This is a genomic window from Chryseobacterium lathyri (assembly GCF_003290185.1).
Classification (GTDB): Bacteria; Bacteroidota; Bacteroidia; order Flavobacteriales; family Weeksellaceae; genus Chryseobacterium; species Chryseobacterium lathyri.
Map to the genome: position 1 here is coordinate 18442 of NZ_QNFY01000009.1, position 26944 is coordinate 45385.

The 26944-nt window shown below is 37.5% G+C and carries 25 protein-coding genes; 6 read left to right on the forward strand and 19 right to left on the reverse strand.

Annotation, left to right across the window (positions count from 1 at the left end; translation table 11 throughout):
- Window positions 1–11 precede the first annotated feature (11 nt).
- The 4 genes from menA to gyrA all read right to left on the reverse strand — a co-directional run bounded on the left by menA (window position 12) and on the right by gyrA (window position 5667).
- The gene (gene menA, locus DRF61_RS13705) at window positions 12–941 is read right to left on the reverse strand and encodes a 1,4-dihydroxy-2-naphthoate octaprenyltransferase (RefSeq protein WP_111957972.1); all 930 of its coding nucleotides are present in this window, start codon (window positions 939–941) and stop codon (window positions 12–14) included.
- 90 nt (window positions 942–1031) lie between these two features.
- On the reverse strand, window positions 1032–1868 hold the full coding sequence (locus DRF61_RS13710; RefSeq protein WP_111957974.1) for a 1,4-dihydroxy-2-naphthoyl-CoA synthase: 837 nt from the start codon (window positions 1866–1868) through the stop codon (window positions 1032–1034).
- 156 nt (window positions 1869–2024) lie between these two features.
- Entirely contained in the window at window positions 2025–3050 is a 1026-nt protein-coding gene (locus DRF61_RS13715) for a tetratricopeptide repeat protein (protein ID WP_111957976.1), read from the reverse strand.
- 28 nt (window positions 3051–3078) lie between these two features.
- The gene (gene gyrA / locus DRF61_RS13720; RefSeq protein ID WP_111957978.1) at window positions 3079–5667 is read right to left on the reverse strand and encodes a DNA gyrase subunit A; all 2589 of its coding nucleotides are present in this window, start codon (window positions 5665–5667) and stop codon (window positions 3079–3081) included.
- Between the two features lie 147 nt (window positions 5668–5814).
- On the opposite strand from gyrA, the gene DRF61_RS13725 reads away from it, so the two are divergent.
- Window positions 5815–6129 carry a DUF4286 family protein gene (locus tag DRF61_RS13725; RefSeq protein WP_111957981.1) on the forward strand — a complete coding sequence of 105 codons (315 nt, stop codon included), beginning with the start codon at window positions 5815–5817 and terminating at the stop codon, window positions 6127–6129.
- A gap of 43 nt (window positions 6130–6172) precedes the next feature.
- On the opposite strand, the gene DRF61_RS13730 is transcribed toward DRF61_RS13725, so the two are convergent.
- The 3 genes from DRF61_RS13730 to DRF61_RS13740 form a co-directional block, all read right to left on the reverse strand.
- On the reverse strand, window positions 6173–6406 hold the full coding sequence (locus DRF61_RS13730) for a hypothetical protein (RefSeq protein ID WP_111957983.1): 234 nt from the start codon (window positions 6404–6406) through the stop codon (window positions 6173–6175).
- A gap of 171 nt (window positions 6407–6577) precedes the next feature.
- Window positions 6578–7072 (reverse strand): GNAT family N-acetyltransferase, encoded by a 495-nt coding sequence (locus DRF61_RS13735; RefSeq protein ID WP_111957985.1) that lies wholly within the window; start codon window positions 7070–7072, stop codon window positions 6578–6580.
- A gap of 5 nt (window positions 7073–7077) precedes the next feature.
- Window positions 7078–7590, reverse strand: coding sequence for a DUF421 domain-containing protein (locus tag DRF61_RS13740; RefSeq protein ID WP_111957987.1), 513 nt, complete (start codon window positions 7588–7590; stop codon window positions 7078–7080).
- 128 nt (window positions 7591–7718) lie between these two features.
- Here DRF61_RS13740 and DRF61_RS13745 point away from each other — a divergent pair, with 128 nt between their 5' ends.
- Window positions 7719–8267, forward strand: a complete 549-nt coding sequence (locus DRF61_RS13745; RefSeq protein WP_111957989.1) for a YqhG/Tai3 family protein — start codon at window positions 7719–7721, stop codon at window positions 8265–8267.
- A gap of 49 nt (window positions 8268–8316) precedes the next feature.
- Here the strand turns inward: DRF61_RS13745 and DRF61_RS13750 are convergent, their stop codons facing one another.
- The gene (locus DRF61_RS13750) at window positions 8317–8451 is read right to left on the reverse strand and encodes a bacteriocin-like protein (RefSeq protein WP_111957991.1); all 135 of its coding nucleotides are present in this window, start codon (window positions 8449–8451) and stop codon (window positions 8317–8319) included.
- A 197-nt stretch (window positions 8452–8648) separates the two neighbouring features.
- Between DRF61_RS13750 and DRF61_RS13755 the strand changes: the two genes are divergently transcribed.
- Window positions 8649–9128, forward strand: a complete 480-nt coding sequence (locus DRF61_RS13755; protein ID WP_228452666.1) for a hypothetical protein — start codon at window positions 8649–8651, stop codon at window positions 9126–9128.
- Window positions 9129–9164: 36 nt separating this feature from the next.
- The gene (locus DRF61_RS13760) at window positions 9165–9545 is read left to right on the forward strand and encodes a DUF7079 family protein (protein ID WP_111957995.1); all 381 of its coding nucleotides are present in this window, start codon (window positions 9165–9167) and stop codon (window positions 9543–9545) included.
- Between the two features lie 46 nt (window positions 9546–9591).
- On the opposite strand, the gene uvrA is transcribed toward DRF61_RS13760, so the two are convergent.
- The 5 genes from uvrA to DRF61_RS13785 form a co-directional block, all read right to left on the reverse strand.
- Entirely contained in the window at window positions 9592–12423 is a 2832-nt protein-coding gene (gene uvrA, locus DRF61_RS13765) for an excinuclease ABC subunit UvrA (protein WP_111957997.1), read from the reverse strand.
- Between the two features lie 260 nt (window positions 12424–12683).
- A complete protein-coding gene (locus tag DRF61_RS13770; RefSeq protein WP_111957999.1) occupies window positions 12684–13613 on the reverse strand; it encodes a DUF3829 domain-containing protein in 930 nt (309 codons plus the stop codon).
- A gap of 27 nt (window positions 13614–13640) precedes the next feature.
- Window positions 13641–15524 (reverse strand): type VI secretion system baseplate subunit TssF, encoded by a 1884-nt coding sequence (locus DRF61_RS13775; protein ID WP_111958001.1) that lies wholly within the window; start codon window positions 15522–15524, stop codon window positions 13641–13643.
- A gap of 25 nt (window positions 15525–15549) precedes the next feature.
- Entirely contained in the window at window positions 15550–15990 is a 441-nt protein-coding gene (locus tag DRF61_RS13780) for a GPW/gp25 family protein (RefSeq protein ID WP_111958003.1), read from the reverse strand.
- 163 nt (window positions 15991–16153) lie between these two features.
- Window positions 16154–17569, reverse strand: a complete 1416-nt coding sequence (locus DRF61_RS13785) for an APC family permease (RefSeq protein WP_111958005.1) — start codon at window positions 17567–17569, stop codon at window positions 16154–16156.
- 143 nt (window positions 17570–17712) lie between these two features.
- Here DRF61_RS13785 and DRF61_RS13790 point away from each other — a divergent pair, with 143 nt between their 5' ends.
- Window positions 17713–18222: a DUF4920 domain-containing protein gene (locus tag DRF61_RS13790; RefSeq protein ID WP_111958007.1), complete on the forward strand. Its 510-nt coding sequence runs from the start codon at window positions 17713–17715 to the stop codon at window positions 18220–18222.
- 81 nt (window positions 18223–18303) lie between these two features.
- On the opposite strand, the gene DRF61_RS13795 is transcribed toward DRF61_RS13790, so the two are convergent.
- Window positions 18304–19413, reverse strand: coding sequence for a M14 family zinc carboxypeptidase (locus DRF61_RS13795; protein WP_111958009.1), 1110 nt, complete (start codon window positions 19411–19413; stop codon window positions 18304–18306).
- Between the two features lie 839 nt (window positions 19414–20252).
- Between DRF61_RS13795 and DRF61_RS13800 the strand changes: the two genes are divergently transcribed.
- Complete coding sequence (locus tag DRF61_RS13800) at window positions 20253–20789, forward strand: helix-turn-helix transcriptional regulator (protein WP_111958011.1); 537 nt, start codon at window positions 20253–20255, stop codon at window positions 20787–20789.
- A 57-nt stretch (window positions 20790–20846) separates the two neighbouring features.
- Here the strand turns inward: DRF61_RS13800 and DRF61_RS13805 are convergent, their stop codons facing one another.
- The 5 genes from DRF61_RS13805 to DRF61_RS13825 form a co-directional block, all read right to left on the reverse strand.
- Entirely contained in the window at window positions 20847–21866 is a 1020-nt protein-coding gene (locus tag DRF61_RS13805) for a T9SS type A sorting domain-containing protein (protein ID WP_111958013.1), read from the reverse strand.
- A gap of 225 nt (window positions 21867–22091) precedes the next feature.
- Window positions 22092–23258 (reverse strand): proline dehydrogenase family protein, encoded by a 1167-nt coding sequence (locus DRF61_RS13810; protein ID WP_111958015.1) that lies wholly within the window; start codon window positions 23256–23258, stop codon window positions 22092–22094.
- 64 nt (window positions 23259–23322) lie between these two features.
- Window positions 23323–24252, reverse strand: coding sequence for a UbiA family prenyltransferase (locus DRF61_RS13815; protein ID WP_111958017.1), 930 nt, complete (start codon window positions 24250–24252; stop codon window positions 23323–23325).
- 10 nt (window positions 24253–24262) lie between these two features.
- Entirely contained in the window at window positions 24263–25189 is a 927-nt protein-coding gene (locus tag DRF61_RS13820; protein WP_111958398.1) for a mevalonate kinase family protein, read from the reverse strand.
- Between the two features lie 205 nt (window positions 25190–25394).
- Complete coding sequence (locus DRF61_RS13825; protein WP_111958019.1) at window positions 25395–26885, reverse strand: MFS transporter; 1491 nt, start codon at window positions 26883–26885, stop codon at window positions 25395–25397.
- Window positions 26886–26944 lie beyond the last annotated feature (59 nt).

Genomic DNA, 26944 nt, shown 5'->3' on the forward strand with positions numbered 1-26944 from the left:
GTAATGGAAATTTATTTAAAAAAATTAAGTCCAATTGCTGTAAGAACTGCCATGGTAAAGGTAAGGATACCCACCTGTTTCAAGAATGGGTCCAAGTCTTTAGGCTCTTTTACAGACATAATTTTCCTTCTGAGCTTAGCAAATGGAATTAACAGGATCATTACAATGAAAACGTAATAGTTTTGAGACTGTATGAAACCATTTAATCCTAAAAATATAAGAATTAAGACCAAAGGAAGCTGTAACAGGACCATTTCGTAAATCATTGCATTTTTGAAACCTATCCTCAATGCAAAGCTGTTTTTCCCAGACAGTCTGTCACTTTCTATATCTCTCATATTGTTAAGATTAAGAACAGCCATACTCATCATTCCTACTGCTGTTCCGGGTAATAGCATATCCCAGCTGAGGGTTTTTGTAAACAGAAAATAACTCCCGCAAACCGAAACTAAGCCAAAAAATACAAATACAAAAAGATCTCCCAATCCCATATATCCGTAAGGTTTCTTTCCAACTGTATAACCGATTGCCGCCAGAATACAGGCTACTCCCAATCCTATGAAAATATAAAATTCATTCATATAATTGGGGATGAAAGCGATGTATAAGAGTGCAATTGTGGCAACAAAGGATAATGCAGAAAAAAGGATCACCGCATTTTTCATTTGCTTTGCCGTAATTTTTCCTGAAGCTACGGCTCTGGATTCTGCCTCATTTATTCTTTTGGCATCAGTTCCTTTTACGCCATCCCCATAGTCATTGGCATAGTTTGATAAAATCTGGTATAAAAGGGTTACCAGAATCGCCAGAGCAAAAATTTTCCAGTCCCAGGTACCTCCTTCTCCGTAAAGTCTCCATTTTGCAATGAAAGCTCCCATTATAATTCCGCTTAAGGAAAGCGGTAAAGTTCTTAGCCTTGCGGCTTTTATCCAATCCGACATAAATATTTAGATGTTAGATAGTAGAAGTTAGAAGTTAGATTTAAAACCATATAAGCTTACTATCTAATTTCTAACCTCTAACTTCTTATTTTAAGATATCCATTGATTTTCTCCGAAGTCTGGCTTTCTTTTTTCAAGGAATGCATTTCTTCCTTCCTGCGCTTCTTCTGTCATATATGCCAAACGGGTCGCTTCTCCTGCAAACACCTGTTGGCCAACCATTCCATCATCTGTCAGGTTCATTGCGAATTTCAGCATTCTGATAGAAGTTGGTGATTTTGCTAATATTTCCTGTGCCCATTCATAGGCTGTATCTTCTAATTCGGCATGTGGGATAACGGCATTGACCATTCCCATTTCTAAAGCTTCCTGAGCAGAATAGTTTCTTCCTAAAAAGAATATTTCACGGGCTTTTTTCTGACCAACCATTTTCGCCAGGTAAGCGGATCCGTATCCACCATCAAAACTCGTCACATCAGCATCGGTCTGTTTGAAGATAGCATGTTCTTTACTTGCCAGAGTAAGATCGCATACCACATGAAGTGAATGCCCTCCTCCTACTGCCCATCCCGGAACAACAGCGATCACTACTTTCGGCATAAAACGGATCAGACGCTGAACTTCAAGAATATTCAATCGGTGTCTTCCGTCTTCGCCTACATATCCCTGATGTCCTCTTGCTTTCTGGTCGCCTCCACTACAGAAAGCCCAGCCACCATCTTTGGCACTTGGACCTTCTCCTGAAAGCAGGACAACCCCTATTGAAGAGTCTTCATAAGCGTCATAGAAAGCGTCATACAGTTCTGAAGTGGTCTTGGGTCTGAAGGCATTTCTTACTTCCGGTCTGTTGAAAGCAATTCTTGCTACCCCATTACATTTTTTATAGGTAATATCTTCGTATTCTTTGGCGGTTTTCCACTCAATCATCTTATAAAAATTTTTCCCAAAGATACGGAATTACAGAGAATTTTCAGGGTGAAATTTAACGATAATTAAGGTGAAAATAAAAGCATATTTCAGATCAAAAAATAAAAAACCGGAACATTTCTGCTCCGGTTTCATTTATAATTTAACTAAGAATTATTATTTTGCTTTTGCTTTAAGCTCAGCTTCCTTAGCTTTCAGATCTTTAATTTTATCTGTATTTTTTGTTACGATATAAATCTCTTTCAATGCAGTAAGGGCATCAAGATTTTCCGGTGCTGCTTTGTACCATCCTTCAGCATATGGAAGTGCTTTAGTAAATCTTTCTCTTCTTGCATCGATTAGTTTAGTCGCTTCTTCAGGCTTCTCTTTTCTTGTTGCATTAATCTGCTCTACAATTTTGGAATCGTCTCCAATTATTGTATAAACAAGGTTCTGATAGGCATTATCAAAGTCAGGTTTAATCTCGATAGCTTTCTTGAATGATGCAAGTGCATCCTCCACTGTTGCAGGATTTTTAGACTGCATTACTCCAAGGTTATACCAGTTGGTAGCATCGTTAGGGTTTTTAGCCAGCTGCTCTTTAAGTGCTCCGATGAATTTTTCCGTATTTCCAGAATCATAATAAGCTGTAGCCTGAGCTTCTTTAAGTTTGGCATTATTTGGATATTTTGCCAAACCTTTTTCAATAATTGTCAATGCTTCATTAGGTTTCTTTGCGTTCATAAGCAAAGTTGTTAATGTTTCATACAGTTCCGGCTCAACACTTGGTGTTTGCTCTGTTTTGAAATCTGAATAATCAGGATTCTTTTTCATAAGCTCCCAAGTAGCTTTGTCTAAATTCACTACCTGACCAGACTTTTTCTCTTTCGCAGTATACGTTGTCTGAACTCCTGTAAAACCTGAATTGATAAGGTCTGTATATATTTTGATGGATTCGGTGCTGTTATTTGCCAAAGCATAGCTCAGACCTGCGTAATACATATATATCTTATCATCCTGGCCATTGGTTTTTAATAAGTTATAAACTTCTAAAAACTTAGGCGCGGCAACGGTATAATTTTTTGCATTATATGCATCCATTGCAGCTTTGTTCGCTTCCTGCAGCTTGGCATTTACATCGCCCTTCTGACCGAAAACGAAAGCAGAAGCTACGATTGCTATACCTAAAATGAGTTTCTTCATAATAACTATATTATATTAATTGTACGTTTTATTCTTCAGAATCAGAATTCTCATTTTCTCCGGCCGGGTTTTCTTTTTCAGCCTGTGGTTCTGTATTATTTTCTTGGTTATCTGCTACAATTCCTGTCCCTTCTGCATTTTCTTCAGAGTCTTCTTCTGCTACCTCTTTATCCATTTCTACTTTTGCAATGGCTGCAATTTCGTCATTTTTCTTAAGGTTAATCATTTTTACTCCCTGGGTATTTCTTCCCATTACTCTCATTTCATCCATATTCATTCTGATGGCAACACCGGACTTATTGATGATCATCAATCCGTCTTCGTCTGTCACATTCTGAATAGCGATCAGATTTCCTGTTTTTTCGGTAATGTTCAGAGTAATAACTCCTTTTCCTCCTCTGTTGGTGATTCTGTAGTCTTCTACAGCAGTTCTTTTACCGTATCCTTTTTCAGAAACCACAAGAACTGTCTCTTTTTCTACATCATTCACAACAATCATACCAATTGCCTCATCATTATCGTCCATAGTGATACCACGTACCCCAATGGATCCTCTACCTACTTCTCTTACTTTTTCTTCAGGGAAACGGATACATTTACCATTTTTAGTTGCAATCATGATCTGAGAAGTACCATTGGTAAGGTATGCACCCAATAATTGGTCATTATCTCTGATCTCGATGGCATTAACCCCATTAACTCTTGGTCTTGAGTACGCTTCAAGAGAGGTTTTCTTAATGGTTCCATTCTTGGTTACCATCACTACACTCATTTGGTTTACGTATTCAGCGTCTTTCAGGTTATTGGTTCTGATGTAGGCTTTGATCTTGTCATCCTGCTCAATGTTGATCAGGTTCTGTACTGCTCTTCCTTTGGATGTTTTTGACCCTTCAGGAATTTCAAATACTCTTAACCAGTAACATCTTCCTTTTTCTGTGAAAAACAGCATATACTGGTGGTTGGTCGCAGAAACAATATATTCAAGGAAATCTTCATCCCTTGTAGTTGCTGCCCTGTTCCCTACACCACCTCTGCTCTGAATTTTGTATTCAGAAAGTGAGGTTCTCTTAACATATCCTGCGTGTGAAATGGTAAGAACTACGGCTTCATTCGGGATAATATCCTCGATAGACATTTCTCCTCCTGAATAGTCGATTGCAGTTCTTCTTTCGTCACCATATTTTTCTTTGATTTCAAGCAATTCTTCTTTGATGATCTCAAATCTTCTCGGTTCATTGGCTAAGATATCTTCCAGGTTCATGATCTCTTTCATGATCGTGTCATATTCATCACGGATCTTGTCAAGTTCCATTCCTGTAAGACGTGCTAATCTTAGATCAAGAATGGCCTGAGCCTGAATGTCAGAAAGTTCAAATGCTTCGATCAAGCCTTCTTTTGCCGCCTGAGGATTAGCACTGTGACGGATAATAGAAATGGCTCTGTCTAAAGAATCCTGAGATCCTATCACTTTCATGAAACCTTCCAGGATGTGAGCTCTCTCTTTTGCTTTCTTAAGCTCGTACTGAGTTCTTCTCACAATCACTTCGTGTCTGTGCTCTACGAAATGGTGGATGATATCCTTTAAATTCAGCTGTTCCGGTCTTCCTTTAACCAGCGCAATATTATTAACGCTGAAAGAAGTCTGAAGTGCTGTATATTTATATAGTAAGTTTAGGACAACATTAGGAATAGCATCATTTTTCAGTTCATAAACAACACGCAGACCATTTCTGTCCGATTCGTCTCTGATCTCATGAATTCCTACAATCTTGTCATCTTTTACGAGTTCCGCAGTTCTGGCGATCATATCAGCCTTGTTTACCTGGTATGGAACTTCAGTAACGATAATAGCATTTCTGTTTCCGATTTCTTCGAAATTCACTTTTGCTCTCAGCACTACTCTTCCTTTTCCTGTATGGAAAGCATCCCTTACTCCATCGTAACCATATATAATACCTCCTGTAGGGAAATCCGGCGCTGTAATATGGTGCATCAATTCATCGATAGTAATCTCTCGGTTATCGATATAAGCACAGATTGCATCAATAGATTCTGATAGGTTATGCGGTGCCATATTGGTCGCCATACCCACTGCAATCCCGGAAGTACCATTGACTAAAAGGTTAGGAACTTTTGTAGGCAGCACGGTAGGCTCCTGCATACTGTCGTCAAAGTTATTTTGAAAATCAACAGTTTCTTTGTCCAGATCTGAAAGAATCTCATCAGAAATCTTTTTCAGTCTTGCTTCGGTGTATCGCATTGCCGCAGGTGGGTCTCCGTCCATTGAACCGAAGTTACCCTGCCCATCCACCTGGGGATAACGCAAGCTCCATTCCTGAGCCATTCTCACCATTGCATCATATACTGAAGAGTCTCCATGCGGGTGATATTTACCCAAAACATCCCCAACGATTCTTGCAGATTTTAAATATTTTCTATTAGAAAAAACCCCTAATCCATACATACCGTAAAGTACTCTTCTATGAACGGGTTTCAGGCCGTCTCTTACGTCCGGCAACGCTCTTGAAACGATAACCGACATCGAATAATCGATATAAGACGATTTCATTTCATCAACAATGTTGATAGGAATCAGTCTTTCTCCTTCTTTTTGCATAAACAAATTTATTATAATGACAGTCAGACCTTTAGCTGTGCGTCTGAAAATTATTTATTTCCAATTTTTATTAACGGGCTAATTTACGAAATTTTTACCGATTTTTGCACTAGAATTTATCCACAAAATCTTAAAAATTCATAAAATATGAGCTTATTGAGTATAACTTTCCACTGTACGAAAAACAATATCGAAGAATGGGAAAATTATATTGATGAAACACTGGTGCTGATGGCGGAAAACCTTATGGATGTCAATAAATATATTCTTTCTGAAGTACACAGTGATTATATTGAAGAGGGGAAGAATTATAACTTGCTTCTGATGTTTGACAATGATGATCTCAGAGAGGATTTTATCAAAAGTGAAATGCTCAACATTTCGGAAAGAATTGAGAAAAAATTCGGAACGGAAATAATGATCTTTAATACATTCCTGAATCCAAAAAAATCAAGATTTTAATACAAATCAAAAGCCCTGAAAAATCAGGGCTTTTTTATTTTTCTTAATCTCTGTGTCGTTTGTGTCCTTTGTTTTTATGATGATGACCTCTGTTGTCATAATCATAATAATACACTCGTTTTTTCACCTGTCCCGGAGCATAGTATCGTGCACTTCCTCCATACACTTTTTTAGCTTGTCCCGGCGGGAGTCTCCTTACATGATGATCATGCACCACACATGATGTCATCATAAACATAACGGTTAACACCCCTACAATTTTCATTAAACCTTTCATATTTTCCACTTTTTCAAATTTCAATAGGGAGATAACAAGGTTAGTGCCAAAGTACACCGGAGCATTTTTGAAAGGGAAGCTTACGGGGTTTGAAAGCCAATATTTTTAGAACAAAAGTGATTTATTTAGTTAAAAATGAAAGATTTAAAGAATTGTCCGGTTCTCTTTTATTTATTCTATACTGTCACTTCGCTTTTCGAACAGTACGACATCTTTCCACTGTCCGTTTAGCTTTCCAATCTTTTTTCTGACTCCTACGGTTCTGAACCCGTTTTTTTGGTGAAATCTTATAGAAGCTTCGTTTTCGGGAAAGATACTGGCCTGAAGAGTCCAGAAACCATGGCTTTCGCTGTCAAGAATCATCTTTTTCAGCAGAACTGATCCTAAGCCTTTCCCTTGATACGTATTGTCAAAATAAATGCTCACTTCAGCTACTCCTTTATAACATTCTCTTTTGCTTACCGGCTTCAAAGCGCACCACCCTACTATTTCATTGTTTTCATTTTCAAGTACCCAACGGCAATCGTTGAAATATTCCATATTCCAGGCTTCGGCAGTAGGAACTTCTGTTTCAAAAGTGGATACCCCTCCGTCTAATCCCTGCTTATAAATTTCCAGCACTCTTTTTTCATCACCGGGAAGCATTTCTCTTAATTCGTAATTCATTCTATTTAATAGTATTTTCTTTTATTTTTTCTTTTGATTCTTGAATAGTGGGTCTGCTTTTCTTTCTCATCTTCTGAAATAACGCTTATATTACCATCAACTTCAAGAATAGAAAGCTTAACATCTCTTATTTTTTCCACGCCGTGTTCTCTTATGGCTTCTTCCAGCTCATCACGGGTGATCTTCACCCTGTTCAGAGCCGTCTGGTCTATTACCCCATCTCTGATCAGGATTACAGGGTCTTCTTCCATAAATGTTTCGAATTTCCGGTTGGAGAACATGAGTCGTTTTAGAATAAAGTTGGCCGCAAACAGAACGAGGGCTGCAATAAGACCACCCTGTAGAGAGGTATTCTGGCCCACCATTGCATTCTGAACCGCATTGGAAATAAGAAGGAGCAGAACCACATCTCCTGCATTAAGCTGGGAAAGCTGGTTTTTACCAAAGAGACGGATAGCGATCACCATAAAAAGGTAAACGCAAAGGGAACGTACTACAACATCAAGAATAGGATTCACAGATCATATTTAATAATCAAATGTATTAAATTTTATGATTGGCTGTTTAAATTATTTTTAGGCTTAAGAAACAAGCTGACAGAATAAAAGATGGCACATGATTTGACCATTGAATTTAAATTTTATTGATGAAAAAAATCTTTCTATGCTTAGGAATTTTTCTCTTTTTAGCAGCCTGCAAAAATAATGGATCCCGTGCAAATTCGGCCGAAGAAACCTCTGTTATACAAAAGGTCAACGAGCTTTACCGTTTATATGGAGGCTCAAATGATGCTCTTTATAATAAACCCTTCTCTGACAGCCTTTTTTCTCCGGAACTCAAAAGAACACTTGAAGAGGCTTTGAATGCTTCTAAAGCTGATATTGAAAAGGTAAAACACAGTGATCATCCGGATGAAAAACCATTATTGTTTGAAGGAGCTGTTTTTTCAAGCTTATATGAAGGATACAACAGTTACAAAATAAAATCCGTTGTTATCAACCCTTCGGGTACCTCAGCGGATGCGGCGGTTACTTTTGAATACATGATGTCTCAGCCTAAAGTTATATGGACCGACAAAGTACATTTGATAAAGTCCGGCCAGGAATGGAAGATTGATAACATCAGCTTTGACAGTATTGCAAATTCGAAAGATCTGAAATCAAGCCTGAAGAATTTTGCTCAAAGCGTGAAATAATCATTAAATCTGATCATAAAAAAAGCTGCTCTAAAGGCAGCTTGAATTTTTAAGGACATTGAGAAATATGGGCTTCACTACACACTGTTTTATTGAGTCTTTCACAAAATACACAATAAATTACAGGTGCACCCCCATACACTGATTTCAATTCATTCTTGTTAAGTTTCTTTAAATTTTTCATATTGTTTTAATTTGTTTGACAAATATAGAACGTTTTTCCTGAACATTTATTATGTTTTGCACTTAAAATCTTCATTATTTATAAAAATTTTAAGAAATTACAAACAATACTTTAATATCATATATCTTTATGGTGAAATATTATTTATAATATATTATGTATCTTTAAATAAACCAAAACAATAAAATAATATTAAAATGATCACACCAAAAGGAGCCCAGGTCGGGCAATTCGAACCAGCGAAAAAATCACTGATATCCAATGGCCTTCTTTCCGGGCAGGACGAGATGGCCAATTACAACAAGGGCGTATGCCACGATGTGGTAGCTTATGCCCTGTATATGAGAGGTGCAACCATATCTCCGGATGAACTTGTACAGTTCCGTGCACAGGGATGGCTCAATAAATTCAACTATCCTGCAGGCGATAAGTGGGATGGTTATGCTATAATTCCCAAAGGAAAAGCCATTGGTTTTTACAGACTAAGAGATAAAACGTGGTTCCATTCGGCTGTCACTACCGGAAACGGTGCGGAGATCAGATCCGTGAACGGATTTTCACTAGGTACGGCATGGTCTGTTCCTGTAGACATGAAATGGGTTCTGGGTAAAAAGAATGAAGACGGAACCTTCAACTACGACGGTACAAAAATAGAAGTTTATATATCCTCTCTATAATTGGTTTGATCAATCCATCTATCAAAGGAATTGTCAATGCTAAAACCTGTTAATATTGAAGAGCGAAAACCTGTATGGATCGCTCTATCTGATTTTTATCTGGATACAGAACTTCAGGATTTTAATTTTCAATATATTGTTAAAACAATTCTGGAAAGCCCGTATTCTTTTGACGATGTGAAAACCATTAATATATATGAAGTCTTTCCTGTTTTACAGCCCAATCTGTTACAGGCAGCAGGTGAATGGGCCGGATTTAATGAAAAATGGCTGCTGGAAGCCATTACAGATTACCTTAAAACAAAAACCGTTTCTGATAACGCAATGATCAGCACCAATTATAAAAAATATGCTTGGATGCAGGAAGACTATTGGCAGAAGCTTGAAAGCATTTACAACGAAATGCAGGAGAAATAAAAAAGCCACAACAAGTATTGTGGCTTTTTATATTTAATTTTAATTATTATTCTAATTCTCTTTTTAGAAACTTACCGGTCAAACTCTTCTTAGATTTCACAATCTCTTCAGGAGTTCCCTGAGCTACGATCTGGCCACCGTGTTTTCCTCCTTCCGGTCCTACATCGATAATATGGTCTGCCAATTTGATCACATCCATATTATGTTCGATGATGATGAATGAGTTTCCTAATTCTACCAGCTGGTTAATGGCATCCATCAGGATCTTTACATCTTCAAAGTGAAGCCCCGTCGTCGGCTCATCTAAAATATACAATGTATTTCCAGTCTGTCTTTTCGAAAGTTCTGTAGCCAACTTGATACGCTGTGCCTCTCCTCCTGAAAGTGTTGTCGACTGCTGTCCAAGCGTGATATAACCTAATCCTACATCCTGAAGGGTTTTTACTTTAGCAAAAATCTTAGGGATCGGCTGGAAGAAATCTACCGCTTCACCAATCGTCATATCCAGAACGTCGGAAATAGATTTTCCTTTGTAACGTACTTCCAGGGTTTCTCTGTTGAAACGTTTTCCATTACAGGTTTCACAATGTACGTATACATCGGGAAGAAAGTTCATTTCAATTACTTTCAGCCCACCACCCTGGCAGGTTTCGCACCTTCCGCCTTTTACATTGAATGAGAATCTTCCCGGCTTATAACCACGGATTTTACTCTCCGGAAGTTCAGCAAAAAGGTTTCTGATGTCTGTAAACATTCCTGTGTAGGTTGCAGGGTTTGATCGCGGAGTTCTTCCGATCGGAGTCTGGTCTACGTCTACAATTTTATCAATATGATCAAGCCCTTCAATCTTTTTGTATGGAAGAGGCTCCTGAACGGCTCTGTAAAAATGTTTGTTCAGGATCGGATATAAGGTTCCGTTGATCAGGGAAGATTTTCCGCTACCTGAAATTCCTGTTACTACAACCAGTTTTCCTAACGGAATATCCAGGGTAACATTTTTAAGGTTATTTCCAGTAGCTCCTTTTAACAGTATATTTTTACCATTCCCAGCTCTTCTTTCCGCAGGAACTGCTATCTTTCTTTTTCCGTTGATATAATCTGCCGTAATGGTATCTGCTTTCAACAGGTCTTTCGGTTTTCCCTGCCACAGTATTTCTCCACCAAATTTTCCGGCTCTCGGACCAATATCCAATACCTCATCGGCCTCCAGGATCATATCTTTATCATGCTCTACAACAATGACGGAGTTCCCAATATCTCTAAGGTTTTTCAATGAATTGATCAGTCTCTCATTATCTCTCTGGTGAAGCCCGATACTTGGTTCATCCAGAATATACAAAACATTCACAAGCTGCGACCCGATCTGCGTGGCAAGACGTATCCTCTGGGATTCTCCGCCTGAAAGGGTTTTAGAGCTTCTACTTAAGCTCAGATAATCCAAACCTACATCCAGAAGGAACTGAAGTCTTGTTTCAATCTCTTTTAAGATTTCGTAGGCAATGATTTTATGTTTTTCTGAGAATTTATCTTTAACGTCGGATAGCCATTCTTTTAAATCGGATAAACTTAAAGCATTTACCTCAGCGATATTCTTTCCGTCTATTTTAAAGCTTAAGCTTGCAGGCTGAAGACGGGTTCCGCCGCATTCCGGACAGGTTTCTTCAGTGGTAAAATGCCTTTCCAGCAATACTGCCTCGTAAGATTCTCTTTCTTCAATGATCTCTTCCATAAAAGTGATCAGACCATCGAAGCTTATTTTTATCTTTTTGGTAATCCCTGCGTATTTCAGATCTTTATTAAATTCCTTATGGCATCCGTTGTAGATATAGTCCAAAGCCTCGTCCGGAATATCCTTCATAGGTGTTGCCATGCCTAATCCGAAGATCTCAAGGATATTTTTGATCTGTGAGAGTATCCATTTGTTGGATTTAATATCTTCCAGCGGTAACAGTCCGCCCTGGTTAATGGAAAGCTTAGGGTTTTCAATAAAGTAATCTGTATTGATCTTTTTGATAGTCCCCAAACCTTTACATTCCGGACAGCTTCCTTTCGGAGAGTTAAATGAGAATGTATTGGGTTCCGGAAGTGCCAGTGAATGTCCTGTTTCAGCATCCATCAGATTTTTCGAAAAATATTCTATATCTGTGCCTCCCAGTTTCTGGATTCCGATGATCCCTTCGCCCATCTCAATTGCGGTACGCAGGGATTTTTCCATTCTGGATTCGGAAGCATTTTCACCGATGATCCATCGGTCGATCACAATGTCTATATCGTGGGTTTTATAACGGTCCAGCTTCAGATCATATTCTATATCCTGCAACTCACCGTCAATCCTTGCCTGACCGTAGCCTTTTTTTGCCATCTGTACAAAAAGCTCATGGTAATGGCCTTTTCTGGAACGCACTACAGGCGCAAGAAGCATTATTTTTTCGCCTTTATAATTTTCCTTGATTGTGTCCAAGATCTGGTCTTCCGTATAGCTTACCAACCTTTTTCCACTGGAAAGAGAGTATGCATCGGAAACTCTTGCATATAACAAGCGTAGATAATCATACAACTCAGTTACGGTTCCTACGGTAGACCTCGGATTTTTATTGGTGGTTTTCTGCTCGATGGCAATTACGGGAGAAAGACCTTCTATCTTATCTACATTCGGTCGTTCCAGACCGCCCAGAAACTGGCGCGCATATGCCGAAAATGTTTCGATATAACGACGTTGCCCTTCGGCAAAGATGGTATCAAAAGCCAAAGATGATTTCCCGCTGCCGGAAAGCCCGGTAATTACTACCAGCTCGTTGCGAGGAATCTTTACATTAATATTTTTAAGATTGTGTTCACGTGCTCCGTAAACTTCTATATATTCTGTTGATTTACTCATAATTTGGGGTGATCCTGCCTGAAAATCACAATGTGCAAAATTACGGAATTTTATGGAATTGTATGAACCTGAAAGATTTTATTAAACTTTAATTTTAGTTAAATTTTTAAGGTTCTGAAATGATTAATTCTTCATGAATTTCGTTCGTAAATTTTGTTTATGCTCTGCATGATACTGCTGATATTAACTATACTCCTATTCCGGCAAATAAAAAAGACTGATGCATTGCATCAGTCTTCTGTTATAGGTTCATACCTTTTTTATTTCACAAATGAATTGTAGGAGTTCAATACAGATTCGTAGGAGGAATCGATCTGCTGGATATCGCTGTCTGAAATTTTTCCAGTGCCTTTAGCATCACGAATCAGTTTTCGGTAAGTATCCAAAAAGCTGGACGCACTTTTATTAAAGCTTTCAAACAATGTTTTTTTGTAAGAATACTGCGGATCTTTCACATTGAATTCTAATTTTGAATTGGCTTCTACTGCTTTGGCAAGCTCATCATATTTTTTCTGAGCTTCCGCTTCGTTGAATTTTCCTGAATACTGCTTATCCAGTACATCAATATTAGAGTCCAGGGAGTTCATTACGCTTTTGGAAGAGATGATATATTCTTTCATAGGATGGTCTTTCAGAACCACTTCTTCTGCCGCATCTGTTGCAGGTTTGATCTTCGCCACTACATTTTCTCCCGAGGTAAATAAAGCCTGGGCTTCGGTTTCAATATCCTTTGTTATGGCATCTGCTTTTGCTCCTTTGTCATCTTTATAGTCTTCAGAATTCATATAGGATTTAAGCTCTTCGAACTTTTTCTCTATACTTTCCTTTTTAGCTTTATAGGTATTGAAATCGGCTTCTATTGCTGCCTTGTCTTTTCCAAAACCTGACGGTATTTCTTTGATCTTGCTGAATGAGTAATCCATAGAACCTATTACGGGCATTATCATGGCATTTCCGCCTTTTGCTTTCGCTACAGCTCCATCTGCATATCTCAGAATACTTTCTATATGTTTGGATGTATTCTTATAAGAATCCAAAAAGTTGTTATTGAAATCGATGATAGCATTCGCTTCGTCAGCACCACCAAGGTTCAAAACGGATTTACCCAGTTTACTGACGTCTTTTTTACAGCTGATCACACTGACTGATGTGAAGGTCAGGGCCATAGCAAGGACAATAATCTTTCTCATATTTTATAGTTTAAGTTTAGTTGTAATTTATATTTCGTCAAGATCAATATCTTCATTGCTTATTTTTACTACATATTCGATTCCGTCAATCGCTTTCGAAATGATTTGATTTCTAAGGATATTGGCCATATTTTCCCAGTAGGCCCTTCCATAGAATGAATAATTCTGAGGAATGATTTCTATTTCAACGGTTCTTACAAAACCTTCTTTTGGGCGGTTGCTGATCATGGTTCCTCTTCTTACCCTTACTTCTTTTACCTCATCTTTCAGGACCATTCTGCAGTAGTTTTTAACATCTTCGAGAGAAATGATCTTGTCTCTTGTGGTTAGGGCGTATCTGTAAGCCTGAATACTGTCTGTTCCTTTCTGTTCTTCAGAACCGCCTATAGTTTCTGTGAGAAGTACAACAGTCTGTGACTTTAACTGATTAGAAAGTTCTGTTCCCGGACGCATATGGTTGGCCAGTGTGCAGTGTGTCACCCAGAATGAGGCATATGTATGGTCAGTTTTTTCTACAGGCTCCATAATGACGTAATTCAGTTCCTGTCTGATATTTCTCTTCGCATTGTTCACTTTCTGAACCATCGTCTTCATTTTATCTGACATTTCACTTAGCACTCCTTTGACATTATCCCTGTTTAACAGTGAAAATGCAGCAATTTCATCTCTTGTCAGTTCCAGAACATTGGCGATCATATCTACGGCATTTCTATTGGTGAAACGCTCCATTCCGCCTTTTCTTACTGTATACAATCCTTTTTTAAGATCATCGGCAGGAGTAAAAGGAATCTCCGTATATTTTCTTCCGTCTCCATCCTGAACTTCATCCACATACAGGAAATGTTCGCCTTCGTCTGTAACGAGAGGAATATTGTTTCCCATGATATCCAGGCTGTATTCTGTCTTCTTCCAGCCTCTGTTGTAAATAGGGAAAGCATTCATTACAAATGAAAAATTATCTAAGATCTCCGCAGAAAACTGCGGCGGGAATTCAAAGGTAAGCCATAAATAGCGTTTGTCTCCGATCTGCTTTCTGATCTCTTCTTTATCGTTGAGAAAGTCTAAATTTTGTGGCAATACGCCAGGCTCCGAAAAGAGGCTGCTCGAAAGTCCTGTGATTTCTATGAATTTATGACGGTAAATACTTTTGATATCTTCAATAACTTTATTCCGGATCGACTGTTCTCTGAACATCTGTTCGTATCCGTCCTGCTGGCTGTTCGTAAGATAACTCAATCCCTCTCTTACAAACAAAGGATTCCCATTACTGGTAACGGTAATATAAGGAAGCAGTTTGTAGACGAAATCTATATGCTCAAAAGCAGGATTGGAACAGAATACACTGATGTATTTAGGGAAATTTTCAGTGGCATATCGGCTTACATCCACTCCTATTGTAATCTTTCTGTAGTCTTCAGGTTTTCCCTGAAATCTTGCTACCGGTATTTTATTCAGCCTGTCATCTACACTATAGCAGGTATTTCCTACAAACATTATTGCCGTCTGTATTTTATTAATTCTTACATTTCCTACGGGTGTAAAGGGAATATTAAGCTGTTTATCCGATTCTGATTTTACCGTTGATGTCATCTGCTTGCGGAAAAAGAATTCGGTATGTTCCAGTAGGACTTCCGAAGATTCGTAAGGCAACGTAAAGGCAACCGCATGAGCCGGAATCGGATGGGTATAAATGGAGGGTGTCAGAAGTTTTGCCAGTTTCTCAAGGATTCTTGCATTGACTGTCTGAATCTCGTTATTAGCCTTAAAAACTTCTGTACTGAATGCGTCTATCAGTAGTTTTACAAAAGGGTCCAGAGACTGCGGGCTTTTCAGTCCCCACACTTTGGTGGCGTTCTGAAGCATTCTTGCCTTTACAGATTCTTTGGAATATATATTTTGATCTAAGTTCATAATTTTTTCTTGCTTTTAAAAACAATTAGTCAATAGACATCGGGCTTAAAAATAATTCTGTAGAAAAACTGAAACGCTCTCCTGTTGCCTCCATTTTTGCATTGATGGCAATTCTTACTTTCTTTTTGATCTCTGTATGTTCTTTGGTATCGTAGCTGTGCTCTACAAATTGGATGTGGGCATCAATCTGCGGGTTCACGATGCGGGGCTCATATTCCTGAATCTGCCTTCTGAGGCTTTTAATGAAAACGCTCTCCCAAACGGCACTTGTGACTCCATTGTCGAATTCCAGATTCCATACGTCGTTTCCATAATTGTCATCATATCTGTTTTCGCCTTTTTTAGTAGTGATCAGCAGCATGATATTGTGCGCAATGCTTTCGCCCATGTCGCAGATATCAATGCTTCCTCCTTCAGTCATGAGTGTTGAAGGCACGAAAGGCATTCTGTAATTTGGTGTGTCCATAGTCAGCTTCTTATTTTACATAGTCTAGTTTTCTTAAAAAGAACTACCAAAATACACATTTTCATGAAATAAATATGAAAAGAAATCAAAAATCTCATTGAAAAAAGGGCTTCCAAACGAATTTGAGAGCCCTGATATATTATAGAAACGGTTGAATCTTAACCTATTGATCTGTCTGCTTTTTCCTGTTGATGAAATAATACACAGGAAGTCCCAGGAGCACCATTAAAAATCCGGGCCATGTATATTGCTGTTTGTAAATCAGGAGAAGTACACAAAACCCTGTTCCTATCAAGAGATAGATAATAGGCGTTACAGGGTAAAGCCATGTTTTATAAGGTCTTTCAAGGTCCGGCTTTTTGATTCTTAAATAAATAACTCCGAAAACCGTAATCATGTAGAACAGAACGATCACAAAAGAGATCATGTCCAGAAGATTACCATACTGTCCGCTAAGGCATAGCACCGAAGCCCATATTCCCTGCATCCATAAAGCATTTTCCGGAACTTCATTTTTATTATTTTTCTCTGCAGATTTAAAAAACATTCCGTCTTTTGCCATAGTTTGAAACACTCGGGCTCCAGCCAGAATCAGCCCGTTGTCACACCCGAAGGTAGAAACCATTACAAGAACTGCTATAATGATGGTGCCTGCACTTCCGAAAATATTCTGTGAGGCTGCCACCGCAACCCTGTCATTGGCTGCAAAAGCAATACTGTCCCTGTCCAAAGCATTCAGGTATACATAATTGACTGCCAGATAAAGGATCATCACTGCAGAAGTTCCATAGATCATTGATTTGACAATATTTCTCTTAGGATTTTCAACTTCTCCGGAAACGAAAGTTACGCTTTCCCAGGCTACTGAACTGAAAACAGATCCTACCATGGCTGCCGCGATGCCTCCGAGCAGGGTCATTCCACTAATTGGTTCCCAGCCTTCTTTTAGGAAATTACCGCTTATATCTTTTTTAAGGTTATTAAATGAATCAAAACCCAGGCTGAAATTTTCAGCTAAATGCGAAAAATCAACTAGAATAAATCCAACAGCAATTAAGCCTAGTAAAGCAATGATTTTTGAACCTGTAAATACATTCTGAAGCAACTTTCCGCTCTGTACACCTCTTGTATTAATATAAGTAAGTAAAAGGATAACGGCTATTGCCAGAATCTGTATCCATGTGATTTTGAATTCTCCACTCTGGAAAAGAGGAGCTGCATCATTCAGTGACGGAACCAGATAAGCGGTGAATTTACCGAAAGCCATTGCTACTGCGGCAATAGTTCCTGTCTGGATTACCGTAAACAGGCCCCAGCCGTACAGAAATCCCATCTTTTTCCCAAAGATCTCTTTGAGATAGGTATACTGCCCGCCTGCTTTTGGAAACAGCGCAGAAAGCTCTCCATAGCTGATTGCCGCTGCTACAGTCATCACTCCGGTAATGATCCAGACTACGATCAGCCAGAAACCGGATCCCAGGTTCCGCATCATATCGGCACTTACAATAAAAATTCCGCTTCCAATCATAGATCCCATTACCAGCATAATGGCGTCCCAAAGTTTCAGTTTTTTCTGCATAGTCAAGTATAGGCATCAAATATAAACAAATCTGAGATTCATTTTGATATTTGTTGAAAATTTACTGCATCACCTGCTTTTTATCAAGTTTTTATCGAATTGTTATTCAATTTTAATTAGTACTTTTGGAAAAAATATTAAAAATGAAATTCAAGGCTATATTATTTGCAGCAGCTGTAAGTATTTCTACTTTAGCTTTTGCACAGGAGACATCACAGAAAAAGTCTGGACCACCGGAAGGAAGTGCTATTGTAGGTGACGCATATGGAGCCGGAGTAACTTCAGAGTCTAAGGCCATCACAGTTGATAAACTGAGCAAAAAACTTAAGAAAGACAATAAAAAAGTTGAAAACGTAGCAGTTAAAGGAAAAGTAACTGATGTATGTGAGAAAAAAGGATGCTGGCTTACCATCCAGACTGAAGATAATTCTCAGTTTTTCGTAAAAATGAAAGATTATGCATTCTTTGTTCCAACAGCTTTAAAAGGTAAAAATGTTGTATTGGAAGGTACTGCAGAAAGAAAAGTAACTTCAGTAGACGAGCAGAAACATTATGCTGAAGATGCTAAGAAACCTCAGGCTGAAATTGATGCCATCACGACTCCTAAAGAAGAGATCAGGTTCGTAGCCAATGGAATTAAAGTGGTAAACTAATCCTGTATATACTATCAAAAACGTCCTCAGGAAGTAATACTTTTTGAGGACGTTTTTATTTTATGAAAATCTTAAGCTTTTCTAATCTTCTATTGTAAATTCTACAGGCGCATCCAGTTTCGGATATTTGGTAGCAGATACAAATCTTTTCCCTGTACAATCTATTTCCAGCCAGCCTTTTCTTTTTTTCACATCTCCCACTTCCATCACAAAAGGTACAAATGATATTTCATCCTTACCTTCTTCCATAATTTCGCGGTACTGAACTGCAACATCCAAAATGCATTCATGGTCTGTATTCAGCTTTACATTTCTGTAAATAATATCATAATGTGTTTCTTGGTTTTCGGGAATTTCAAGATATTTTTCCCACCCTTCTGTATCCGAATTCAGCTCACTGATTGCTTTTAAAGCATAATATAAAGCAACCGTATAGTATTTTCTGGTTCCTTTTCTTGTATAATCATCTACGAAATGTCCGCCCTCAAATAAAATAGTAGGCATTCCGGCCTTAATGAAGTTGTCGCCTGTAGAGGTAGGATAAAACTCATCAGAATATCTGCCGATCTGATTCGGAATTAATTCTTTTAAATGATCATACATTCTTCCAATTACAGCCATGCATTTCTTCCTGTTATCTGTTATCGTACGTTCTTCATTTTCAGAGGGAGCCAAAAAAGAAAGCGTTGCCGGATGTATTCCGTCTGTCGTAAAAATAGTCCTCTGTTCATGTAGGTTTAGTGCATAATCATATTTTTTTGAGGCCACTACTTTTTTAAGGAATTTAATTTCCGTACTCGATTCATTATGAAAATCTCTATTCAGGTCAATATCTACAGCATTTAGTCTTGTCCATCTTTCTGAGCCGTCAGGATTGAGCATAAAAATAAAATCCAGCCTGATTTTACTGAAAAGATCCTGTTTCATTTCGGGATTCTTATCCAAAGTTTCCAAAAGGTCAAGCATGGCATGGCTGGCATTGGATTCGTTTCCGTGCATCTGTGACCATGCAAGAACATTAATAGTTCCCGTTCCTATGCTTAATTGATAAATAGGCTTGTCTAAATAGGATCTTCCAATTTCCTGAATATAATCGCTGAGATTGGCCTGTAAGTAAGAAAATAATTTTTCAGGAGAAATATAGCGGTTTGAGAAATTAGGATTCGGAGAATAGAGCTGTTCAAAATTCATTATAAATAATTTACAAGAGTCAAATTTAATGATTTTTAGGCAAAAAATATTAGTTAACATTTGTAACTTGATTAAACAATGACAACTGCCATTTTGTCTGTGGATAAAATTGTTAATTGAATATATGATATTTAAATTAATATAAAATTCTTAAAATCAGTTACTTATAAAGTTTATATCAATTACATTTAGAATCTTACTTTAAGTGAATAAAAGCCTATTAATCAGTAAATAGGCATAATATTGCTAAACAAGATTAATGTGGAAAACTTCGTCAATTACACATATATACAAATGTAAATTGATGTTTTTTTGTACTTATCTAAGAAATCCAATCTAAATTTAGCTATTATATAACTTTCATTACTCTTATCAGAAAATAAGGATTTATTAGTAAACAAAGTTTTAATATATTTATGCATAAAATACTATTAATAAGTTACTTACGATTGTAATTTACGTTTGTATACAGCAAATAAAGATCTTTTACTGCTTAAAATCTTTTATTTCTCAGTAAATATGCTTTACTTCTGAATATATTTTAAAACACTACTAATCATTGATTTAGCATATAATTAATAGACAACCCCTCAATATTGGAGACCCAACAAAACAGAAGGTTTCAAAGTAATTAATCAAGGAAATTTATCAGCTTAAAATGGTGTTTACTTTGTTAAATAGAGTTATAGTGGAAAGAGAATTATTATAAACAGCTCTATTTAAGCTTATTATATCCATTTACATATGTATATTTATAAAATTAAACTTCGTTTACTTATGTAATTTGTATATGTAAATTTTATTATTTACATTTGTAACATAATTGACAACTTATTTTTATGAGTTTAAACGAAAGAATTTCAAAAGTTATTGAGTATTCCAACCTCAGCCCTTCCGAGTTTGCAGATGAGATCGATGTACAGCGTTCTTCCATTTCGCATATCACTTCCGGAAGAAACAAGCCGTCTCTGGAATTTATTATAAAGATAAAGTCAAGCTTCCCGGAAATCCTTTGGGACTGGCTAGTTACGGGTGAAGGTGAAATGCTGAAATCCGAATTACCGGAAGTAAAACCTGCTTCAGAAGAAAAACCAGAAGATGAAAAAGGGAAACCCACTCCGCTACCCGATCTGTTTACGATGATGAAGGATGATGAAGATTTCGGAGCTGAAGAGGAATCTGATACTCTGAAAGAGAGCCCACGAGAATCGTTTATACCACCCCCATATAAGACTCAGGAAAATTTATCCAATTCTCAGCGATTAGAAAATACTAATGATAAAATATTAAGCCAAGTTATTGGTAATCAAGAAAATAAGATAAAAAGGATTGTGCTCTTTTATGAAAACGGAAAATTTGAAAGTTTTGAGCCATAAAAAACCCGGTCAAAGAAATGGCCGGGATAAAAAATAGTTGAAGAAGAAAACTAAAGCTTACTGCTTTATTAGTTTTGTAATTTTTGTATGTCCACCTTCATTCTTGATCTTCAGAATATAATTTCCTTTTGGCAAATCTGAAACACTATACTCTTCGGAACCTTTCAAGGTCCTTACTATTTTTCCGGAAACATCCATAATTTCCACACTGCTTATTCTGAGCCTTTCAGGATTATTGATTCTGAAATGGTCTTTTACCGGATTAGGATATACCTGGATCCTGTTGTCATACTGCATGGTTTCCTGTGTACCTAGCGTAGTCGCTGTAAATGTAATAACAAACGGCATATCTAAAGGGACATCAGGAGCTGAAGTAGGGTTTCCGGCATCAACTAGAGAAGTCCACGTTCCTAAAATGGCATCAAATTGTTTAGCATTAAAGGCAGGAAGTCCCCGGCTTCCAACAATTGTAACCGGTGGTAAAAAGCCTGCATTAGCCATCACCACATTCTGCAGCTGGTACTTTATCCAGTATGTTCCGGCTCCCAGAGTAACAGGGGTATTGGCTGTTATTTTCCATATTTTTCTAGTGGTACCAGGAACTGCTGCTGCAGGTACGACAGTATTTCCAGTTCTGTACATGGTAGCATCTACTCCTGCAGAAAACCTGTTGGTAGTATCATCTCCAAATACACTTGTTGCCCCTGCTACGGAAGGGTCCGAATTGAATATGTTTACTCTTACTGTATTAAAAGGAGCCGTAGTTCCTGCATAATTCGTCTGATAGGCAAAAAAATCTATGGTTGTAATCTGCCACGAACTTCCGGCGGGAACAGTAAAATCATCAGCAAGAAAAAAACTTGCCGCAGCTGAACTGGATGTTCCGCCCAAACCAAGGCTGGTATTGGACTCTGTAGTATTTCCTGTATTATTCTGAAGTTCAGACCATGTGTATCCGGCAGGTGCTGCCGTTCCGCTTTTAGAAGTAGCTCCGGTACTTAAACCTCCGTTATTATAGGTTTGTGCTATGCCAAAATTAGCCGCTATAAAGGCAGCAATAAGTAATGCTTTTTTCATAATATTAGTTTTTGATGGTTTCAATCAAATATAACCAATAACAATGAATAAAACAATATATATTAAATACTTTTATTATATAATTAACAGATATGTAAATATTGTAAATTATAAATAATATCAAACTGCGGAAACTTATAATAGATACAGTTCTTTTTCACATGCATATAGCAAATTAAAAAGACCTGCAGAAAATGCAGGTCTTTTTGTATATTTTATAAAATATTATTTCTTTCTTCTTTCCAATTCTTTCTTGATGAGACCTAGTTCTCTTCCGGTTTGTCCGGCTACAGAAGTGTTTTCTCTGGCTCTTCTTGTAAGATAAGGCACAACATCCTTTACTGGACCGTATGGAAGGTATTTAGCTACATTATAGCCTTTATCTGAAAGGTAGAAGGTAATATTATCGCTCATTCCGTAAAGCTGTCCAAAGTAGATGTGAGGATTTCCATTTTCAAGCGCCTTGGATTTCATTTTATCCATAACCAATTCTGATGAGATCTCATTATGAGTTCCAAAGAATGCAGATACTTTATCCAGATGATTCATTACAAAATCAATTCCGGCATTATAATTCTTGTCTGAAGCCTCCTTATTAGGCTGTATAGGATCCGGATATCCTTTTTCTTCTGCTCTGGCTCTTTCCTTTTCCATATAGGCGCCACGCACGATCTTATATCCTATGAAATAGTTCTTTTCTCTGGCTTTCTGAAGATGAGCTTCCATATACTCCAGTCTTCCGGTTCTGTACATCTGGATGGTATTCCAAACAATTGGCTTTTCCCGGTTGTATTTCTCCATCATTTCTTCACAAAGCTGGTCTGCTGCATCCTGCATCCAGGTCTCTTCAGCATCTACCATTACTTTTTTGTCATGCTCATGGCAAAGATCGCATACCTCATCAAATCTTCTTACAACTCTTTTCCATTCTTCTTTCTGACTTGAAGTAAGTTCAGTTCCACTTCCTACCGCTTCATACAGGTCAATTCTTCCAAAAGCAGTCGGTTTGAATACAATAAAAGGAATAGCAGGATTTCCCACAGAAAATCTAATGATATCTTTGATCTCTTTACATACTGCATCAAAGGTTTCCTCATCCTCTTTACCTTCTATAGAGTAATCGAAAATACTTCCCACTCCTCTTTTGAAAAGCTGTTTTACCGCCTTCATACTTTCCTCACGGGTCTCGCCACCACAGAACTGTTCAAACAAAGTACTTTTTACAATTCCGGTCACGAAAGGAAAATTATTGTGAACCGTAAAATTAAGAACAGAAGTTCCAAGACTGGTAAGAGCGGGCTGTTCAATCATTTTAAACATCCAGTACGCCTTTCTCAATTGTGCATCAGACTTGTCTGCAAATGCTACTTTAGTATCGTTAAAAATGGGCATTCCTTTTTATTAAATTTAGTTTTGCAAAGGTAATAATAACCTCAGTTTATTTAAAGAAAATTTTCTAGAATTTGCTTTCGATTCCGTTCAGGAGCATTGCCATAATTCCTACAAAAACCCAAAATCTTAATATATTGAGTGTGAAGAACTTACTCCTTCTGGTAGATTTAAGCAAAAGGTAAATACAGAAGATCATTACGAATAAGCCTCCGGTAAAGTAATATGCCATAAAACCTGATATCCCTGTTTTGGTGATTAGTTTCATGGAAACAGCCATTGTGGTAATCAACAGGGAAATGATTATGATCTGGGTATTTTTATTTTTAAAATAGTTGGGAATGGTTGTATATCCGAATGCTTTGTCTACACTTTTTGTAAGCATATCTTTCACAATATCGATACACAGAAGAATTAGAAAAAGGAAAATAGCCATCAGCAATACCTTTTTGGAAAAGGTTTCGTAATACACCATCATTCCGAAAAAAGGATAAAGGGTTAGGCTTACAAAAGTAAGATTGTTAATGATCAGTAACCGACTTAACTTATGACTGTAAAACCACATGAAGAACTGGTATACAAGAAAAAAAACAAAAACCTTATGGGAAATCATCCATGCGACCCCAAGAGAAATCGCTGTCAGAGCAAGGTAAGCATACAAAAAATATTTCTGCTTGATAAAGCTTTGGATTCTGGTCCGGAACGGTTTTACTACATGGTCTTTTTCCAGGTCATAAAACTGATTGATGATTCCACCCGCCAGAATAGTTATAACGGTGCAGAAAATAATGCCGTGTACCTTAAAATCGAAGACAAATTTACTGAACGTTTCATCCTGATTGAAGAGAAAAAAAGTAGATACATACAAGGCAAATGTAAGGAGTGCCGCAACAAAAAACCGAGCACCGATCAGAAAACCCACGAATTGTGATAATCTGTAAAATATAGATTTAGAGATATAGTTTTTAGATTGGAAAGTTTCTTTTTCAGAATTCATTCCAACCTGTTTAAAATCTGTAAATCACTTCTTTTTGGAAGCCTTCAAGCATTTTTTCTGCTTTTGCATAATCTTTAGTGAAACCCAGGATATATCCGCCACCGCCGCTTCCGCAAAGTTTCAGATAATAGGCATTAGAATCGAGTCCTTTTTTCCAGATGTTGAAAATACTTTCAGGAATCATCGGACGGAAATGTTCATATGCCCAATAGGAAAGCTTTTTCAGGTTTCTGAAGAAAGGATTCATGTCTTTTTTAAGGAAAGATTCAATGCATGCATTGTTGTAACGGATGAATTCTTCTTTCAATGTTTTTCGGAAACCTTCAGTTTTCATTTTTTCAAAGAAAATCTGTATCATAGGTCCTGTTTCTCCTGTAATACCGCTGTCGATAAGAAATATGGCTCCTTTTCCAGCTTCCCCTTCCGGGATGGAAACTCTATCGAGGTTTTCTTTATTCTCGATAAGGATCGGAAGGTTCATATAGCAGATCAGAGGGTCCATTCCTGAACTTTTACCATGGAAATAGCTTTCCATTTCTCCAAAAACGGTTTTTAATTTTTTCAGATTGTCTTTTGAGATTTGTTCAGGATCCAACTTATTGAGCGCATATTTTTCAAAAATAGCAGCTACCAAAGCTCCTGAACTGCCTACGCCGTATCCCTGGGGAATATTGGAATCGAAGAAAAGTCCGGATTCAATATCATTTTTAAAGCTTTCGATATCTAATTTAAAATCATCAGAAAGGTCAAGCGTCGCAAGGAAATCAGAGTATTTCTGCAGATGTTTGTTCGATTTAAGTTCAAATTCAGAACTCAAATCTGAGAATTTCAGGGTTCCTTTATAGAAACTGTAAGGTACTACAAGCCCCTGGGAGTCTTCAATCATCCCATATTCTCCAAAGAGAATTATTTTTGCATAAAATAGAGGGTTCGTCATTTTGACAATAAATCTTTTTGCAAAGTTAAAATTATTCCGCTGAATATAAGCAAAACTTAAGCCGAATTCCAATTTATTTAAGCAGAAAACGTTTTTCAGGCTTTTCTCACTACAAAGAGCGGAAAACCATTTTATCCGCAGACAGCAAAAAAGCCTGAAAGATCAGGCTTTTATGATAGTTTAATTAATTTTTATTGATAGTTGATTATAAAGTATCTCTTTCTTTCCGCATATTAACTTTAAGAAACCGGATCAGAACAAGTCCTGCCGCGAAAAATAAAGTCATCGAAAGGGCTGCAATGCGCATATTATTAAAATGTTCAATCAGTGTTGCAAAGATGAATGTTCCGATAATGATCGCAATTTTTTCCAATACATCATAGAAGCTGAAATATGTGGTATTTTCCATAGAGTCTTCAGGCAGAAGCTTTGAATAGGTTGATCTTGACATAGCCTGAAGTCCACCCATTACCAATCCTACTACTGCTGCCACTCCATAGAACTGATATTCTACCGTAGGATTTTCTTTGTTCAGGAAATAAGCCCAAAGACACGCAACAATCCAAAGTACGATAGCGATAGAAATCACGTTTCTGTTTCCTATTTTTCTTGATAACCTGGAGAATATGACTGCTCCGATAATCGCTTCGATTTGAATAACCAAAAGGGTTCCGATCAGTTTATCCTGAGCCAGGTTGATTTCACTTTTTCCAAATAACGTAGCCATCAGGAAAATAGTCTGCATTCCGACACTGTAAAAAAAGAAGCTGGAAAGGAAGAATTTTAGGTTTCTATCCTTAAACAATACTCCACCCACTTTGAAAAGCTCATGAAAACTTTCTTTGGCAATGTCTTTATAAAAGCTCATATTGTCCTTAAGAACCTCAAAGAAACCACCCTGTTCTTCATGTTTTTTAAAAATATTCTTATAATTTAAAAGGACAAGATCTTTAGGCAGTTTTTCTTTAACATCTCCAAACTGAGGAAGATGTTTGAAAGTATACTGGGAAAAACCAAACCACCATGCACCGGTCAACAGGAAGCTTATTCTTGTAAATAAAAGCTGCTGTGCCGCTCCTTTTGCAAAAACCTGAATAAGTACCAGACAGATCACCACAAGAACGACAGAGCCTATATATCCGTAAACATATCCTCTTGCAGACAGCGCATCCTGTTTATCCCGGGTTGCAATATCGGGCAAAAATGAGTTATAAAATACCAAACTTCCCCAGAACCCGACACTCGCCGTAATACTGAATAAAAGGCCTAAAAATACATTATGCATTCCCGTAAACATAGCCAATCCCATACATGAGGTTGCGCCAAGATAACAGAAAAACTGAAGGAATGATTTTTTGTTTCCGATAGTATCCGCTAATGAGGATAGGAACGGAGAAAGCAGCACTACAATAAAAAACGATATGGTCAGTGAATATCCGTACACAGCATCCGGCTGGTATTCTTCTCCGAAAATCTTTATCATGTGCCTTACCGGAACATCAATCCATGATTTTGTTTCTTCCACATACTCCTTTTTCTCATAAGCAGTTGTCAGTATGGAATAGTAAATAGGAAAAATAGTAGAGGTAATAACCAATGAGTAAACAGAGTTCGCCCAGTCGTATACAGCCCAGGCTTTCATAATCCTTGGATTATTCTTTATGTTTTGAGGCTGTTGATTCTCAATTTCAGACATTTCAAATAAATATTAGTAGCACAAAAATAGAAAAACCATTAAGAAATCGATTAGAATTT

Excerpts from the sequence above, each read along its gene's own strand:
- menA (WP_111957972.1), bottom strand. The coding sequence starts at position 941 with ATGTCGGATTGGATAAAAGCCGCAAGGCTAAGAACTTTACCGCTTTCC.
- DRF61_RS13710 (WP_111957974.1), bottom strand. The coding sequence starts at position 1,868 with ATGATTGAGTGGAAAACCGCCAAAGAATACGAAGATATTACCTATAAA.
- DRF61_RS13715 (WP_111957976.1), bottom strand. The coding sequence starts at position 3,050 with ATGAAGAAACTCATTTTAGGTATAGCAATCGTAGCTTCTGCTTTCGTT.
- gyrA (WP_111957978.1), bottom strand. The coding sequence starts at position 5,667 with ATGCAAAAAGAAGGAGAAAGACTGATTCCTATCAACATTGTTGATGAA.
- DRF61_RS13725 (WP_111957981.1), top strand. The coding sequence starts at position 5,815 with ATGAGCTTATTGAGTATAACTTTCCACTGTACGAAAAACAATATCGAA.
- DRF61_RS13730 (WP_111957983.1), bottom strand. The coding sequence starts at position 6,406 with ATGAAAGGTTTAATGAAAATTGTAGGGGTGTTAACCGTTATGTTTATG.
- DRF61_RS13735 (WP_111957985.1), bottom strand. The coding sequence starts at position 7,072 with ATGAATTACGAATTAAGAGAAATGCTTCCCGGTGATGAAAAAAGAGTG.
- DRF61_RS13745 (WP_111957989.1), top strand. The coding sequence starts at position 7,719 with ATGAAAAAAATCTTTCTATGCTTAGGAATTTTTCTCTTTTTAGCAGCC.
- DRF61_RS13750 (WP_111957991.1), bottom strand. The coding sequence starts at position 8,451 with ATGAAAAATTTAAAGAAACTTAACAAGAATGAATTGAAATCAGTGTAT.
- DRF61_RS13755 (WP_228452666.1), top strand. The coding sequence starts at position 8,649 with ATGATCACACCAAAAGGAGCCCAGGTCGGGCAATTCGAACCAGCGAAA.
- DRF61_RS13760 (WP_111957995.1), top strand. The coding sequence starts at position 9,165 with ATGCTAAAACCTGTTAATATTGAAGAGCGAAAACCTGTATGGATCGCT.
- uvrA (WP_111957997.1), bottom strand. The coding sequence starts at position 12,423 with ATGAGTAAATCAACAGAATATATAGAAGTTTACGGAGCACGTGAACAC.
- DRF61_RS13770 (WP_111957999.1), bottom strand. The coding sequence starts at position 13,613 with ATGAGAAAGATTATTGTCCTTGCTATGGCCCTGACCTTCACATCAGTC.
- DRF61_RS13775 (WP_111958001.1), bottom strand. The coding sequence starts at position 15,524 with ATGAACTTAGATCAAAATATATATTCCAAAGAATCTGTAAAGGCAAGA.
- DRF61_RS13780 (WP_111958003.1), bottom strand. The coding sequence starts at position 15,990 with ATGGACACACCAAATTACAGAATGCCTTTCGTGCCTTCAACACTCATG.
- DRF61_RS13785 (WP_111958005.1), bottom strand. The coding sequence starts at position 17,569 with ATGCAGAAAAAACTGAAACTTTGGGACGCCATTATGCTGGTAATGGGA.
- DRF61_RS13790 (WP_111958007.1), top strand. The coding sequence starts at position 17,713 with ATGAAATTCAAGGCTATATTATTTGCAGCAGCTGTAAGTATTTCTACT.
- DRF61_RS13795 (WP_111958009.1), bottom strand. The coding sequence starts at position 19,413 with ATGAATTTTGAACAGCTCTATTCTCCGAATCCTAATTTCTCAAACCGC.
- DRF61_RS13800 (WP_111958011.1), top strand. The coding sequence starts at position 20,253 with ATGAGTTTAAACGAAAGAATTTCAAAAGTTATTGAGTATTCCAACCTC.
- DRF61_RS13805 (WP_111958013.1), bottom strand. The coding sequence starts at position 21,866 with ATGAAAAAAGCATTACTTATTGCTGCCTTTATAGCGGCTAATTTTGGC.
- DRF61_RS13810 (WP_111958015.1), bottom strand. The coding sequence starts at position 23,258 with ATGCCCATTTTTAACGATACTAAAGTAGCATTTGCAGACAAGTCTGAT.
- DRF61_RS13815 (WP_111958017.1), bottom strand. The coding sequence starts at position 24,252 with ATGAATTCTGAAAAAGAAACTTTCCAATCTAAAAACTATATCTCTAAA.
- DRF61_RS13820 (WP_111958398.1), bottom strand. The coding sequence starts at position 25,189 with ATGACGAACCCTCTATTTTATGCAAAAATAATTCTCTTTGGAGAATAT.
- DRF61_RS13825 (WP_111958019.1), bottom strand. The coding sequence starts at position 26,885 with ATGTCTGAAATTGAGAATCAACAGCCTCAAAACATAAAGAATAATCCA.